Origin of the sequence: Polyangium sorediatum (assembly GCF_029946465.1) — a bacterium.
Taxonomy (GTDB): Bacteria; Myxococcota_A; Polyangia; order Polyangiales; family Polyangiaceae; genus Polyangium; species Polyangium fumosum.
Genome location: NZ_JARZHI010000025.1, coordinates 84,958 through 98,471, shown reverse-complemented (window position 1 = coordinate 98,471; position 13,514 = coordinate 84,958). Strand labels below are relative to the sequence as shown.

General features: G+C 69.1%; 11 protein-coding genes. 2 read left to right on the top strand and 9 right to left on the bottom strand.

The features are described from left to right. From QHF89_RS26175 to rpmE, 6 genes are all read right to left on the bottom strand, one after another. Entirely contained in the window at positions 1 to 483 is a 483-nt protein-coding gene (locus QHF89_RS26175; protein ID WP_284720946.1) for a dirigent protein, read from the bottom strand. Positions 484 to 500: 17 nt separating this feature from the next. Further along, positions 501 to 839, bottom strand: a complete 339-nt coding sequence (locus tag QHF89_RS26170) for a histidine triad nucleotide-binding protein (RefSeq protein WP_136927259.1) — start codon at positions 837 to 839, stop codon at positions 501 to 503. Positions 840 to 869: 30 nt separating this feature from the next. Then, positions 870 to 1,451, bottom strand: coding sequence for a hypothetical protein (locus tag QHF89_RS26165; protein ID WP_136970155.1), 582 nt, complete (start codon positions 1,449 to 1,451; stop codon positions 870 to 872). Then, a complete protein-coding gene (gene prfA, locus QHF89_RS26160; protein WP_136970154.1) occupies positions 1,448 to 2,539 on the bottom strand; it encodes a peptide chain release factor 1 in 1,092 nt (363 codons plus the stop codon). Before prfA ends, QHF89_RS26165 begins: the two co-directional genes overlap by 4 nt. A gap of 15 nt (positions 2,540 to 2,554) precedes the next feature. Beyond that, positions 2,555 to 3,673 carry a DUF1385 domain-containing protein gene (locus QHF89_RS26155; RefSeq protein ID WP_136970153.1) on the bottom strand — a complete coding sequence of 373 codons (1,119 nt, stop codon included), beginning with the start codon at positions 3,671 to 3,673 and terminating at the stop codon, positions 2,555 to 2,557. 102 nt (positions 3,674 to 3,775) lie between these two features. Continuing rightward, positions 3,776 to 3,988, bottom strand: coding sequence for a 50S ribosomal protein L31 (rpmE, locus tag QHF89_RS26150; RefSeq protein ID WP_136927255.1), 213 nt, complete (start codon positions 3,986 to 3,988; stop codon positions 3,776 to 3,778). Between the two features lie 336 nt (positions 3,989 to 4,324). Here rpmE and dnaK point away from each other — a divergent pair, with 336 nt between their 5' ends. Continuing rightward, positions 4,325 to 6,229 carry a molecular chaperone DnaK gene (gene dnaK, locus QHF89_RS26145; protein ID WP_136970152.1) on the top strand — a complete coding sequence of 635 codons (1,905 nt, stop codon included), beginning with the start codon at positions 4,325 to 4,327 and terminating at the stop codon, positions 6,227 to 6,229. Positions 6,230 to 6,323: 94 nt separating this feature from the next. Here the strand turns inward: dnaK and QHF89_RS26140 are convergent, their stop codons facing one another. The 3 genes from QHF89_RS26140 to QHF89_RS26130 all read right to left on the bottom strand — a co-directional run bounded on the left by QHF89_RS26140 (position 6,324) and on the right by QHF89_RS26130 (position 9,258). After that, positions 6,324 to 8,228, bottom strand: a complete 1,905-nt coding sequence (locus tag QHF89_RS26140; RefSeq protein ID WP_136970151.1) for a serine/threonine-protein kinase — start codon at positions 8,226 to 8,228, stop codon at positions 6,324 to 6,326. A 55-nt stretch (positions 8,229 to 8,283) separates the two neighbouring features. Then, entirely contained in the window at positions 8,284 to 8,706 is a 423-nt protein-coding gene (locus tag QHF89_RS26135) for a hemerythrin domain-containing protein (RefSeq protein WP_136927252.1), read from the bottom strand. A gap of 66 nt (positions 8,707 to 8,772) precedes the next feature. Next, entirely contained in the window at positions 8,773 to 9,258 is a 486-nt protein-coding gene (locus QHF89_RS26130) for a hypothetical protein (RefSeq protein ID WP_136970150.1), read from the bottom strand. A 94-nt stretch (positions 9,259 to 9,352) separates the two neighbouring features. On the opposite strand from QHF89_RS26130, the gene QHF89_RS26125 reads away from it, so the two are divergent. Then, positions 9,353 to 13,411, top strand: coding sequence for a transglutaminase domain-containing protein (locus tag QHF89_RS26125; protein WP_136970149.1), 4,059 nt, complete (start codon positions 9,353 to 9,355; stop codon positions 13,409 to 13,411). Positions 13,412 to 13,514: the final 103 nt, after the last annotated feature.

The following is a 13,514-nucleotide window of genomic DNA, read 5'->3' as shown; positions in this document are numbered from 1 at the left end:
TCAATACGGGACGATCACGTGGTACACGAAATCGTATTCGACCTTCGGCGGCGGCACGTCCCGGAAGCCGAGGTACATCTCGCCGCTCGCTTGCACGTAGGCGCCCGTGCCGCCCGTGATGGCGAGCTCCGACTCCTCCGTATCGAAGAACGGCCCGGCGACCGTGATCTGGCCGTCGGCGAGGAACATCGTCCATTCGCACTCCCAGGACTTCCCGACCTCGGTGCGGATGCAATACCCCTGGTCCGTGGCGACCTGCTTCGCGTTCGCCTTGTCGAAGACCGGGTTCGCGAACGTGAGGATGTCGCCGACCGAATCCACCTTCTCCGCGTCGGTGTGCGTGACCGTCTCGTTTTCGACGTGCTCGACGAGCTCGATGACCTTCCGGACGTAGTCGGGGGCCGGCTGGCCGTTGCTCTCGTCCCCGCAGCCCACGAGCGTGGTCGACGCGGCCAGGCAAACCATGAAGAATGCTCTACGCATCGTGTTCCTCGCCTCGATCAGCCCGGCGGCCACGCGAGCAGCCGTCCTCCGAGCACGTGCACGTGCACGTGATGCACGGTCTGCCCCGCGTGCTGGCCGTGATTGATGACCACGCGGAACCCCGATTGCAAAAGCCCCGCATCCTCGGCGACGCGACGCGCCGCGACGAGCAGCTTGCCGAGCACCAGCGCGTGCTCGGCGGACACGTCGCCGATCCCCGTGATGTGCTGCTTGGGAATCACGAGGACGTGGATCGGCGCCACGGGGTTGATGTCGTGGAACGCGACGAGGTCATCATCCTCGAGCACGATCTTCGCCGGGATCTCTTTCTTCGCGACCTTGCAGAAGATGCACATCTCGTCCTCCCCGGATGCACGAAGCGTGCGTTATCGCTCGGTCGCTCCCTCGGGTAAAGCAGAAAGACCGGAAGGCGCGCCGGACGCCGAGGTCTCGTCTCGTTCGTCCGGATCACCCGGTTCGTCGAGGTCGTCGGGTTCGTCCGCGGCGAGCGGGCCGCTCGACGTGAGCGCGGCGAGATCGGGCGCGAGCTTGCGCAGCGTGTCCTCGATGCGCGCGCGCACCGGATCGTCCTCGCCGAGCGGCGCGAACGCCTTCTCGTCGGGCGGCGTCGCGGGCGCGATCGAGCCCGCACGGCACGCGAGGGCGTAGCGCACGATCGCGAGTTCGAGCTCGGAGAGCGTCGTCGTGCGGCGCAGGTTCAGCGAGGGGACGACGTACGTGAACGTCGCGCCGCCGTCGTCGCGTTCGTCGATCGCGACGATGTGCCCGCGACGCGCGGGATCGCTCTGCGTGACCTCGGCGATGACGCTGCGGAGGAGCTTCGCGCGGCGGCGGACGCGGGCCGCCTCGGGGTCGGTGTAGAGCGCGAAGAAGCGGTTGCGCGAGTAGGTCCCCGGGACGAGCACGAGCGCGACGAGCAGCGCCTCGAGGTCGGGCCGCGTGATCATTCGAACTCGGCGGGGCGAGCCTCCGCGCCGCCCTGCTTCAAAAGCTCGGCCTGGCGATGCGTGCGCAGCGCGGCGATGAGCTCGTCGATGTCACCGTCCATGATGCGATCGAGCTTGTGCATCGTGAGGCCGATGCGGTGATCGGTGACGCGGTTCTGCGGGTAGTTGTAGGTGCGGATCTTCTGCGATCGCTCGGCCGAGCCGACCATCGTGCGCCGCTCGGCGCTGAGCGCCTCTTCCTGCCGCTTGCGCTCGATGTCGAGCAGCCGGCTCTTCAGCACCTTGAGCGCCTTCGCCTTGTTCTTGAGCTGCGAGCGCTCGTCCTGGCACTTCACGATGATCCCCGTCGGGATGTGGCGGATCTGCACGGCGCTGTTCGTCGTGTTCACGCCCTGACCGCCGGGGCCGCCGGAGGCCGCGATCGAGATGTCGAGGTCCTTGTCGTCGATCTGCACGTCGACGTCGTCGGCCTCGGGGAGCACCGCGACCGTCGCGGTCGACGTGTGGATCCGGCCCTGCGCCTCGGTTGCGGGCACACGCTGCACGCGGTGCACGCCGCCCTCGTACCGCAGGTTCGAATAGACGTCCTGGCCCGTGACGAGCGCGATCACCTCTTTGTACCCGCCGGCCGAGGCCTCGCTCACGCTGAGGATCTCGACCTTCCAGCGCTTCGTCTCGGCGTACCGGACGATCATGCGGAAGACGTCGGCCGCGAAGAGCGCCGCCTCCTCGCCGCCCTCGCCGCTGCGGATCTCGACGATCGTGTTCTTCGCGTCGTTCGGATCCTTCGGCAAGAGGAGCAATTCGAGCTCGTTCGCGATCGTCTCGCGCTCGGCTTCGAGCTCGGGCAGCTCCGCCCGCGCGAGCTCGCCGAGCTCGGGATCGCCGAGCACCTCGCGGTCCTCTGTGATGCGACGCTCGACGTCGTTCAGGCGCGCGAACTGCGCCACGACGGGCTCGAGGTCCGTGCGCTCCTTGTTGAGCTTTTGCAGCTTCGCGTGATCGGCGAGCACCTCGGGCGAGCAGAGCAGGTGCTCGAGCTCCCGGAAGCGCCGCGCCACGGCTTCGAGCTTCACGATCGGCAACATGGGTAGGTTCCGGACTCAGACGCGCGCGCCGACGTAGCCCGGGTCCGCGAGGAGTCGGCCGTAATCGGGGAAGACGCGATCGGGCACCTCGGCCGGCGCGCCCTGGGTCGCGGCTTCGCGCCAGAGCGTCGCGCGGAGCGAGGCGAGCGCCACCTCGAGCTGCGCGGGCTCGGGCTCCGCGGTCGTGATCTTCTGGACGAGGAAGCCCGGCCAGAGCAGCACTTGCAGCGGGCCCACCGTGCAGAAGCGCGCGAAGAAGCGCTGCAGCTCGTAGGTGATGGCCGCGATGAACGGCAGGAAGGGCAGCTTCATGAAGAAGAAGCCCACGCTCTGCGCGAGCCGTCCGCCGGGGATCGTCGGGAGGAACGCGCCGATCGCCGAGAAGACGAGGATCGACACGAGCGCGACCATCACGAGGAACGTGGTGCCGCAACGCGCGTGGAGCGTGGTCTTCTTGGCCGCGTTCTCGACCGTCAGCTCCTCGTGGGCCTCGTAGGTCGAAATCGCCTTGTGTTCGGCGCCGTGGTACTGGAACACGCGGCGGATCTCGGCGACCTGCCGGATGAGCAGCATGTAGCCGACGACGATGAGGAGCTTCGCCGCGCCCGTGAGCGCTTGGAAGCCCGGCGAGCCGATGGGGAGGCCGAGGTCCAGGAGCTTGTTGATGCCCTCGGCGCCGGCCTGTGGTGCCGCGACGAACAGGCCCACGGCGAACAGGATCGAGATGAACCCGAACCCGCCCGCGCCCTTGCTCCCCGTGGACGGGGCCGCCTCTCCGCTCGAGGTGACGAGTGAGAGGATCGGGAGCGAGAGCGCCGTGAGGACGTTGCTCGCCGACGGCGGCGTCTTTTTCGACTTCGGCTTGTCGTCGTCGTCCAGGTCCTGCTCGTAGAGATCGGCCGACCAGCGCAAGGCTTGCGAGCCGAGCTTGAGGGATTCGACGACGGTGACGATGCCGCGTACGAGCGGCCAGGTGCGCGGGCCCTGGGCAAGCGTAGGCGCGGCCCTTTCACGGACCACGAGCTCGCCCGAGCGCCTTCGGCACACGATGGAAAGCGAGCGAGGGGATCTCATCATGACCCCCTCGATCACGGCTTGCCCGCCGATGTACGGGCGCGCGACTTCCTGGCTCATCGGGAAGACTCTAGCGCGGGAAGTACCCGAGTGGGAGGCGCCCCCCCGCAGAGCGGGCGCCCCACGGGGGGAGATACGCGGAATACGAGATTCCGCGTGAAATCAGGTCGCCTTTTGCGTCTGCGCGTACTTCTTGCGGAAGCGGTCGACGCGGCCGGCGACGTCCATGACCTTCGCCTTGCCCGTGTAGAACGGGTGGCACGCGGAGCAGATGTCGGTGGTGAAGCTGCCGCGGGTCGAACGGGTAACGACGACCGAGCCGCAGGCGCAGTTGATCGTCGACATGACGTAGTTGGGATGAATGCCTTGCTTCATGGCGACAGGACCTTCCTCCGAAAAGGGCCGAGCCTCTTAGCACGCACCTCCTGGAGATCGCAAGGGACGGTCATCGAACCGGGCAGGTTCTTCCGGGGCGTCCCGACCCAGGCATGGATTTTTCCGGGTTCTGCCAGCGCTTCCGTTGACGCGCAGGGGGGTGTGGTTACTTTCGACGCCAAAGCGACCCGCGAAGCCGGAGCGACTCGAGAAACAGGAAGAATTTCAGAGGTTTCCGGCTCATTTACGCAGCGTTTCCCGGGCAGGCTCTCCCCGGCCGCTCTGCCTCGCACGCGCCGAATACCGTGCGCGACCGTCTCGGAGGAAAAGGTTTCCATGGGCAAGATCATCGGCATCGATCTCGGCACGACGAACAGCGTTGTCGCGGTGATGGAGGGCAAGGAGCCCAAGGTCATCGTCAACGAGGAGGGCTCACGGATCACTCCGTCGGTCGTCGCGTTCGACGACAAGGGCGAGGTGCTCGTCGGGCAGATCGCCAAGCGCCAGGCCGTCACGAACCCGCTGAACACGATCTACTCGGCGAAGCGCTTCGTGGGCCGCCGCTTCGAGGAGGTGACCGAAGAGGCCAAGCGCGTCCCGTACAAGGTCGTGAAGGGCAAGAACGGCGACGCCATCCTCGAGATCCGCGGCAAGCAGAACTCGCCGCCGGAGGTCTCGGCGAAGGTCCTGCAGAAGCTGAAGAAGGCGGCGGAGGACTACCTCGGCGAGAAGGTGACCGAGGCGGTCATCACGGTCCCCGCGTACTTCAACGACTCGCAGCGCCAGGCGACGAAGGACGCGGGCCGCATCGCGGGCCTCGAGGTCAAGCGCATCGTCAACGAGCCGACCGCGGCCGCGCTCGCGTACGGCCTCGACAAGAAGAACGACGAGGTCATCGCGGTCTACGACTTCGGCGGCGGCACGTTCGACATCTCGATCCTCGAGGTCGGCGACAACGTCGTGCAGGTCATCTCGACGAACGGCGACACGCACCTCGGCGGCGACGACGTCGACCACCTCGTGATGGATTGGCTCATCGCCGAGTTCAAGAAGGACACGGGCATCGACGTCGCGGCCGACAAGATGGTCGTGCAGCGCCTGAAGGACGCGGCCGAGCAGGCGAAGATCGAGCTCTCGAACGTGCAGGAGACGACGATCAACCTGCCCTTCCTCACGGCCGACGCGTCGGGCCCGAAGCACCTGCAGAAGCAGCTCAGCCGCGCGAAGCTCGAGCAGATGATCCGGCCGCTCATCGAGCGGACGATGGAGCCCGTGCGCAAGGCGCTCTCGGACGCGAAGAAGACGCCGCAGCAGATCGACGAGGTCGTGCTCGTCGGCGGCTCGACCCGCATCCCGCTCGTGCAGGAGACGGTGAAGAAGTTCTTCGGCAAAGAGCCGCACAAGGGCGTCAACCCGGACGAGGTCGTGGCCGTCGGCGCCGCGGTGCAGGCGGGCGTGCTCTCCGGCGACGTGAAGGACCTCGTGCTGCTCGACGTCACGCCGCTCTCGCTCGGCGTCGAGACGCTCGGCGGCGTGATGACCCCGATGATCTCGCGCAACACGACGATCCCGACGCAGAAGAAGGAGACGTTCTCGACCGCGACCGACAGCCAGCCCTCCGTCGAGGTGCACGTGCTGCAAGGCGAGCGCACCGAGGCGCGGTACAACCGCACGCTCGGCCGCTTCCACCTGGAAGGCATCATGCCGGCGCCGCGCGGCGTGCCGAAGATCGAGGTGACGTTCGACATCGACGCGAACGGCATCCTGAGCGTGCACGCGAAGGACATGGCGACGGGCAAGGATCAGCGCATCACGATCACGGCCTCCGGTGGTCTCAAGGAGGACGAGATCCAGCGCATGGTCCGCGAGGCCTCCGAGCACGAGGCCGAGGACAAGCGTCGGCGCGAGGAGATCGAGCGGCGCAACAAGCTCGACAACCTCTGCTACCAGATCGAGAAGACCGTCGCCGAGAACAAGGACAAGCTGCCCGAGGGCGACGTGTCCGCGCTGAACGGCATCGTGGCCGAGGCGCGCCAGGCGATCGAGAAGCAGGACGACGCGGCCGTGCAGACCTCGCTCGAGAAGCTCGAGAAGGAGATGCACCGCATCGCGAGCGTGATGTACGAGAAGGCCGGTCCGCAGGCTGGCGCGCCCCCCGGCGCCGGCGGCGCGCCGCCCCCGCCCGCCGGTGGCAAGGGCAAGGACGGCGTCATCGACGCGGAGTTCGAAGAAGGCTCCTGATCCTTCGAAACGAGGACGCCCCGGCGAGAACACGCCGGGGCGTCTGGAAGAGCCCCGCGCCGCGTCCTGCGGCAGCGGGGTTTTTTCTTTTCGATCAGTCCGCGGGAGGGACTTCGCTCGGCGGATCCGGGATGACGATCGTGCCGTCCTCGGGCGGAGGATCCGGCTGCTTGGCCGTCGCCGTCGCGTTTGCCTTGGACGTGTTCACGGGGGACGTCGTCTTCTTCGTGGTCGCCCCCGTCTTGCCCGTGCCCTTCTTCGTGGTCGGCACCGGCGAGCCGAAGCTCGCCGTGGGCGAGGGGACGGCCACCACGACCGGCGGCTCGATGGGCTCGGGCGGAGGCGGCGCCGACGCGGCCGGGACAGGGCCAGGCGGCAACATGTTCGATCGGACCACGACGTACGCGATGCCGCCCGCGGCCAGGACGAACGCCACGCCGACGAACGCGAGCACGCGCTTGCGGCGCGAGCCGTCGATCTCGGGCGGCGCCGAGATCCGATCGCCGCTGTCCACGCCGGGCGCCGTGATCGGCGCGGGATGCCGCGGGAGCTGCGCCTGCACGGGCTCCGGCGCCGGGGCCGAGGGCCGATGCGCGGGGGCATCGAGCAGACCTGCGGGCAGGACGGGCGCGCCGAGGTCGGACAGGAACGGGTTCGCGGCGAGCGGCGGCTGCTGCGACTGCGGCGGCGCGCTCACGCGTTGCGCGGGCTGCGCGGCTTGGGGGGGCTGCGTGACGGGCGACGGCATCGGCGCGCGCACGCCGGAGGCGACCTTCGGCGCGGGCGCGGGCGTCGCCGTGGCGGACACGCGCGCGACGACGGGGGGCGGCGCCGTGGAGATGACGACCGGCGGCTCGTCGTCGAAATCGAACTCGAAGTCGTCGATGTCTTCGGAGACGGGGCCGCGTGTCGTGTGGTCGGCGAGGACCTCGACGTCGGCGGGATCGAGCAGCTCCGTCTTCGCGCGCTCGGCGCGCGGGGGCGGTTTTGCCGGGGACGCTGTCGCGCGTGGGGGCAACGCCGGCGCCTTTGTGCTCTTCGGCTTCGCGCTCGTGGGCGCGGGCGTGCCGGGCGCCGACGTGGGCGCGACGGGCGGCGGTCGGATCGACGCGGGCCGCGGCGGCAGCTCGCCGCGCATCGCTTCGGGCACGGAGGCGACGACGCGGGCGAGGGCCTCGGCGAGCTCACGCGCGCTCTGGAAGCGTTTGTTCGGGTCCTTGTCGCAGGCCTTCGCGAACCACGTGTCGAACTGGTGCGGGACGCCTCTCCAGACCTTCGAGGGGATGGGCGGCTCGGAGACCGAGATCTTGATGAGCAGATCGCCGACGCCTTCGCTGTCGAAGGGCAGCTCGCCGACGACGCACTGGTAGGCGATCACGCCGATCGCCCAGAGATCGGTGCGAGAATCGATCTCCGAGATGCCCTTGACCTGCTCGGGGCTCATGTAGTGCGGCGTGCCGATGAGCGTACCGACGTTGGTGCGCTGCATGGTGGCCTTCGCCGGGTCGGTCACCTTCGCGACGCCGAAGTCGAGCACCTTCACGACCTCGTCGTCCTCGTTGTTGCAGAGGAAGACGTTCTCGGGCTTGAGATCGCGGTGCACGATGCCCGCGGCGTGTGCGCGCGCGAGGGCGCGGCAGACCTGCGTGATGACCTTCGACGTCTCGCGCAGCGAGAGCCGGCCGCGCTTGTTCAGCCGCTCGAACAGGTCCTCGCCGTCGAGCAGCTCCATCACGATGAAGGGTTGTCCTTCGTCGATTCCGTGATCGAGGATCTGGACGACGTGGGCGCTGCGGAGCTGCGCGGCGGCGGTGGCTTCGCGCTTGAAGCGCTCGACCGCGTCTTCGCGCTTGGCGAGATCGGGGTCGATGAGCTTGACCGCGACTTCGGTGTTGAGCGCGAGGTGATCCGCGATCCACACGGCCCCTTGCGAGCCCTGCCCGAGGGGTCGGACCAGCCGGTAGCGGGTGCTGAGGACGCGGCCTGCCTCGAGGCTCATCAGGAACCCACAGAGTACGTGGCGCCCGGGGCCAATGTCGAGAAGAGCGCGGCGTTCACCCCGCGGTCTCCTTCATGAGATCACGCCAGGCTTCGTAGGTGAGCTCGGGGTAGATGTAGTCTCCCTCGAAGTTCGTGTGATGGAGCATGCGACGCGCCACGTCGAAGATGAGCTGGCTCACGTCGTCACCGGGCCTCGCGGCGGCGAGCTTTTCGGCGTCTTCGCGGATCATCGCGTGGTGACGGAGGGCGACTTGCACCTCGGCGCCGAGGCCGCGGCGGTCGAGCTGCGGGAAGACGGCGCGCTCCTCGTACGCCATGTGCCGCTCCATCGGGCCCTTGAGGAAGGCGACGAGGCTCTGGCGCTCCGCGGAGGACGCTTCGCGCGACTCCTGGGAGACCTTCATCAGCTTGCTCGCCATCTCGCGCGCGCGGTCCTCTTCCTCGAAGAGGGTCGCGAGCATGCGGTCGTATTCCATGTCGACTCCCTGGACTAAATCAATTTGCCGCGAGGGTCGAGAGGCGATTCAGAAAGGAGTCGCGTTCTAGTCCTCGGCCTCACGGGCCGCGTTTTTCTTCTTTTCCTCGGCCTCGGCGCGGGAGCGGGCGATCGCGGCCAGGCGGCTCGTGACGCCGTGCGCGACCATCGTGAGGACTTGTTTTTCGAGGGCCTTCGGGTCGTTCGGGTCGCCGCCGAAGGAGATCCGGCTCTTGGCGCTGGCGCCGCCCTCGACGCGGCCGATGACGGTGCAGCGGATGCGCAGGACGTCGCCCTTCTTCTCGACGACGTACTCGGTGATCTTGGCGCGGAGCGCGACCTTGCCGGATTTGCCGAAATCGGCCTTGCGGCTGGCCTCTTTGAGGAGGTTGCGCAGGGTGCGGGCGATCCGGTCGCCCTCTTTTCCTTCCGGGGCGTCGACGCGGGTCCACTCGACGGTGGCCTTGCCACGCGCGAACGCGCTCGAAGCGGGCGCGAGCGAGGCGGTCAAGGCGAGCGCGAGGGCAGCGATCAAACGAGAGACGCGGCGCATGCGCGGGAGGGTAGAGGCGCGCTTCGGGGTGGGCCAAGAACCGGACCGAGGGACTCGCTCCCTCTGAGCGACCGCGCTATGCATCGAGGTACCCATGGAAAGGTCTTCGATCGCGCAGGCCATCGGCGAGGGAACACGACGTCTGCGCGCCGGGGCGTCGTGGAAGTGGGGCATCGCGTGGGTGATCACGCTCGGGCTCGTCTCGGGTACGGCGCTCGCGCAATCACCCGGGAAAAAGGCCGAACCCGCGGCGGCAAAGAAGCCCGCCGCAGGCGTCCAGGACAAGGACAAGGGCGTCCAAGACAAAGCTTCGAGCGCGAAGCCGTCTGCGCCCAAGGCGCCCACGCGATGGACGGCGGCGCAGCCGGATCCGATGGTGGATTTCGCGATCCAGCGCGCCACGGCGGGCGGGCCGGACGCGCTCGCGGGGCTGCTCGTGGCGACGACGCTCGACGAGCGCGCGACGCTCGGGAAGGTGCGCGGGGGGCTGCGCGCGGTGGCCGCGACGAAGTCGCCGGTCTCCGGGGATGCGCGGGCGCTCGCGGCGTGGTTGACGCCGGGCCCGGCGGGAGCTCCGTGGGCCGGATCGAAGTCGATCACGTACGACTTCGCGCCCGACACGGGCGGGCTCGTGCGGTCGATGGCGATCCTCGGTCCGTTCCAGGACAAGGGCGAAGGCATCCGCGACAAGGAAGGGCCGGAGGCGCCGGGGCAGAAGTTCAATGACACGTCGGCGCGGTATTCGTGGGGCGTGTACGACGTCGCGTGGCGGCGCATCCTGCCGCAGTCGTCGACGTGGCGGGGTGTCCCGCTCGACCTCTACGTGCATCCGCGCGCGGAGAGCTGCACGTATCTCGCGTCGAAGGTCGTCTTCCCGAACCCGCCCGCGGGCCAGGCGCAGAAGCCCGTGCTCGTGCACGTGGCGTCGACGGGCAAGGTGCGGCTGCTCTGGGACGGCGCCGATGTCGCGATGAGCGAGGAGGTGCATCCGCGCCTCGTGCTCGATCGGCTGGCGGCGCGGATCGAGCCTGCGCCGGGGCCGCACCTCGTCGCGGTGAAGGTCTGCTCGGGCGCGACCTCGGACGAGGGGCGCGTGCGCTTGCGCTTCACGGATGAAGCGGGCGCGTCGATCACGGTGTCGTCGTCGTCGGACATCACGAGCGTGGTGCTGCCCGCGGCCGCGGAGAAGAAGCCGGGCAAAACCGGGAAAGCGGATCCGGCGAAGGAGGCGCGGGTCGCTGCCGAGATCAAGCCGCCGAAGGGTGTCACGCGTGTCAAAACGCAGCTCGAAGTGGGGCTCGACGTGGGCGCGAATCCGACCCCGGATGCCGCGTTGCGGGCGGCGATCCTGCGGACGCTCGGGGGCGCGGAGGACACGCGTTCGCCGCGCGCGCCGGGGCTGCTCGAAGCGGCGCTCCGCGCGAAGGAGACGCCGCCCGACGTGCTCGCGCTCGCGGGGTACGTCTCGCCGTTCGGCGCGGAGCGGAGCGAGCGGCTGAACCTCGCATTCGAACGCGGCAAGGCCGCGAGTGACGAGGCGACGGCGGCGTTCGCGCAGCGGCGGCTCTTCGAATCGTCGCTTGCGGCGCGTTATCCCGACTGGGCGATCGCGCGTGTCCGCGAGGCGCCGCTCTCCACGGCGACGGACCTCGAAGCGCGGCTGCTCAAGATCGCGGGCCGCTCGCAGATGGGCGCGCAGGGCGCGTACCGGGCGCATCGCGACGAGCTCCTGGCGATGTCGGGCGAGGATCGCGGGCGCGCGCCGACGGCCGTGTGGGCCGAGCTCTCCTCGGTGACGCGGGCCGATCCGCAGACGGCGCTGATCGCGGCGCGCAAGCTCGTGGAGCAACGCGCGGGCGCGCGGGACAGCCGTTACGTGTCGGCGTTCCGGGTGCAGGGCGGCGCCGAGCTCGAGCGCGCCGCGGCCGAGAGCCTCGCGCACCAGCGATCGGCCGACGAACTCGTCGCGATCGGCGGGCAGCTCCTCGAAGCGGGCAGGAACGCCTGGGCGCGCGAAGTGTATTACGTGGCGACCCTCGTCTCGCCGAACAAGGCGTCGGCGTTCGACGGGCTCGCGGCCGCGCGGACCGCGGTGCTGGCGGACGAGGCGCGGCAGGGCAAACCGCCGTCGGAGCCGGCCGAGCGCGTGACCGAGGCGCTCGCCCGCGCGCTCGCGCTCGAACCGACGGACCAGCAACGCAAGGCGGAGATCGCGCTCCGCACGCGCACGCCGCAGGGCAAGACGACGATGCCCGACGAGCAGGCGATCGTGCAGCCGAGCGTCTTCCTCGCGCGGGCCAAGGCGAACCCCGCGAAGAAGGGCGAGGTCTTCGATCGGCAGCTCCACTGGACGCGCGTCGTGACGTACCACGCGGATCGGCGCGTCTCGCAGCTCATGCATTACGCGCGCGAGATCGTCGTCGAGCCGCGCACGGAGATGGACCTCTACGAGCCGGACATCCCGGCCGAGGGCGATCGCACGGAGCTGCTCTTCGCGCGCGTGCACCGCAAGGACGGCTCGATCGCGCTGCCCGAGGAGCAAGGCGGCGGCGGGCGCGGCGCGTACGTGCGCTGGCCGAAGCTCTCGTCGGGCGACGTCGTCGAGATCGCGGTGCGCTCGTGGACGCGGGATCCCGTGGGCCGGCGCGGCGATGCGCCGTTCTACTTCATCGACTACGTCGGCTCGATGGACACGCGGCCGATCCTCTTCAACGAGGTCGTCGTGGACTCGCCCGCCGCCTCGCCGCTCGCCGTCGACGTGATCAACGGCAAGGCCGATCGGGCGGAGACGAAGACCGTCGGCGACCGCGTGATCAAGCGCTTCGTATGGGACAACCCGACGAACGTGCGTGACGAGCCGCTCGCGCCGCCGATCGCGGAGACGGTGCCGGTCGTCGTGGGCTCGACGTTCGCGGGTTGGGGCGATTTCCGCACCTGGTACAAGAGCGCGATCGAGGGTTTTTCCACGCCCGACGAGCGCATCAAGGAGCTCGCGGCCGAGCTCACGAAGGGCAAGAAGACACGCGACGAGAAGATCCGCGCGGTCTTCGACTACGTCGCCGACTCGATCCGCTACGTGAACTACGTCTCGGGCGAGGCGTGGCTGCCGAACCGCCCGCAGATCTCGCTCGCGCGCAAGCAAGGCGACTGCGACGACAAGGCGATGCTGCTCATCACGCTGCTGAAGGCCATCGGCATCGAGGCGACCGAGGTGCTCGTGCAGACGCGGTACACGGGGCAGTCGATGCTCCTCCGCAGCGAGAAGGTCGCGGTGCCGATGTTCGATCACGGCATCGCGTACCTGCCCGCGAAGGACGGCGCGCCCGCGATGTGGCTCGACGCGACGAGCCCGCAGAGCCGCCTCGGCCCGCTGCCGGCGATGGATGCGCGCACGCTCGCGTTCTTCATCGACGACGGCCCCGCGAAGATGATCGAGACGCCCGCGAGCTCGCCCGACGATCACGGCATCGACGCCGAGTGGCGCATCGAGCTCGACACGCAGGGCCGCGGCAAGCTCACGGCGAACGAGCGGCACGTCGGCGATGCGGCCTTCGAGTTGCGCACGAACCTCGTCGAGCCCGACGCGCGCAAGCAATGGGCCGAGACGTACCTCACGGGCAAGTGGGTGCCCGGCGTGGAGCTCAAGGGCGAGGTCGGCTTCGACGGCGCGCTGCCGGGCGGCGCGGCGAAGCTCTCGTACGAGGCGACGAGCCAGGGCATCGCGCGGCGGGAAGGAAACGAGCTCGTGGTGCCGGTGAGCGATACGGCGACGCTCACGTCGCAGCTCGCGCCGCTCTCGTCGCGCACGCTCCCGGTCGTGCTCCCGCCCTTCCTCGCGCCGCGGCACGAGACGCGCGCGATCACGATCGTGCCGCCCGAGGGGTACGTCTTCGCGGAGCTGCCGCCGGGCGGGGAAGAGGCGGGCGGCGAGTTCGGGCGCGCAAAGATTGAGTTCTCGCCGGGGGAAGGCGGCGCGGTCGTCGTGAAGCGCACGCTCGTGTTCGATCTGTCGACGATTTCGGTCGACAAGTACACGAAATGGCGCGCGTGGCTGCAGCGCGTCGACGGCCTGATGCACCGGGTCGTGCGGCTCGTGCCCGGGGACCCGAGCAAGACGGCACCCCAAAAGACGGCGGAGAAGCCCTCGCGTTGAGCTCTTCGTTTTGAGCCCCAACGACCGACGCGCGCTGCCGTAAAGACTTCACAAGATCGTCACCAAAACGTAGAGATATCCATGGAGGTCGGGCGTCCCCCGC

Excerpts from the sequence above, each read along its gene's own strand:
- QHF89_RS26165 (WP_136970155.1), bottom strand. The coding sequence starts at position 1,451 with ATGATCACGCGGCCCGACCTCGAGGCGCTGCTCGTCGCGCTCGTGCTC.
- QHF89_RS26170 (WP_136927259.1), bottom strand. The coding sequence starts at position 839 with ATGTGCATCTTCTGCAAGGTCGCGAAGAAAGAGATCCCGGCGAAGATC.
- prfA (WP_136970154.1), bottom strand. The coding sequence starts at position 2,539 with ATGTTGCCGATCGTGAAGCTCGAAGCCGTGGCGCGGCGCTTCCGGGAG.
- QHF89_RS26175 (WP_284720946.1), bottom strand. The coding sequence starts at position 483 with ATGCGTAGAGCATTCTTCATGGTTTGCCTGGCCGCGTCGACCACGCTC.
- QHF89_RS26135 (WP_136927252.1), bottom strand. The coding sequence starts at position 8,706 with ATGGAATACGACCGCATGCTCGCGACCCTCTTCGAGGAAGAGGACCGC.
- dnaK (WP_136970152.1), top strand. The coding sequence starts at position 4,325 with ATGGGCAAGATCATCGGCATCGATCTCGGCACGACGAACAGCGTTGTC.
- QHF89_RS26155 (WP_136970153.1), bottom strand. The coding sequence starts at position 3,673 with ATGAGCCAGGAAGTCGCGCGCCCGTACATCGGCGGGCAAGCCGTGATC.
- QHF89_RS26125 (WP_136970149.1), top strand. The coding sequence starts at position 9,353 with ATGGAAAGGTCTTCGATCGCGCAGGCCATCGGCGAGGGAACACGACGT.
- QHF89_RS26130 (WP_136970150.1), bottom strand. The coding sequence starts at position 9,258 with ATGCGCCGCGTCTCTCGTTTGATCGCTGCCCTCGCGCTCGCCTTGACC.
- rpmE (WP_136927255.1), bottom strand. The coding sequence starts at position 3,988 with ATGAAGCAAGGCATTCATCCCAACTACGTCATGTCGACGATCAACTGC.
- QHF89_RS26140 (WP_136970151.1), bottom strand. The coding sequence starts at position 8,228 with ATGAGCCTCGAGGCAGGCCGCGTCCTCAGCACCCGCTACCGGCTGGTC.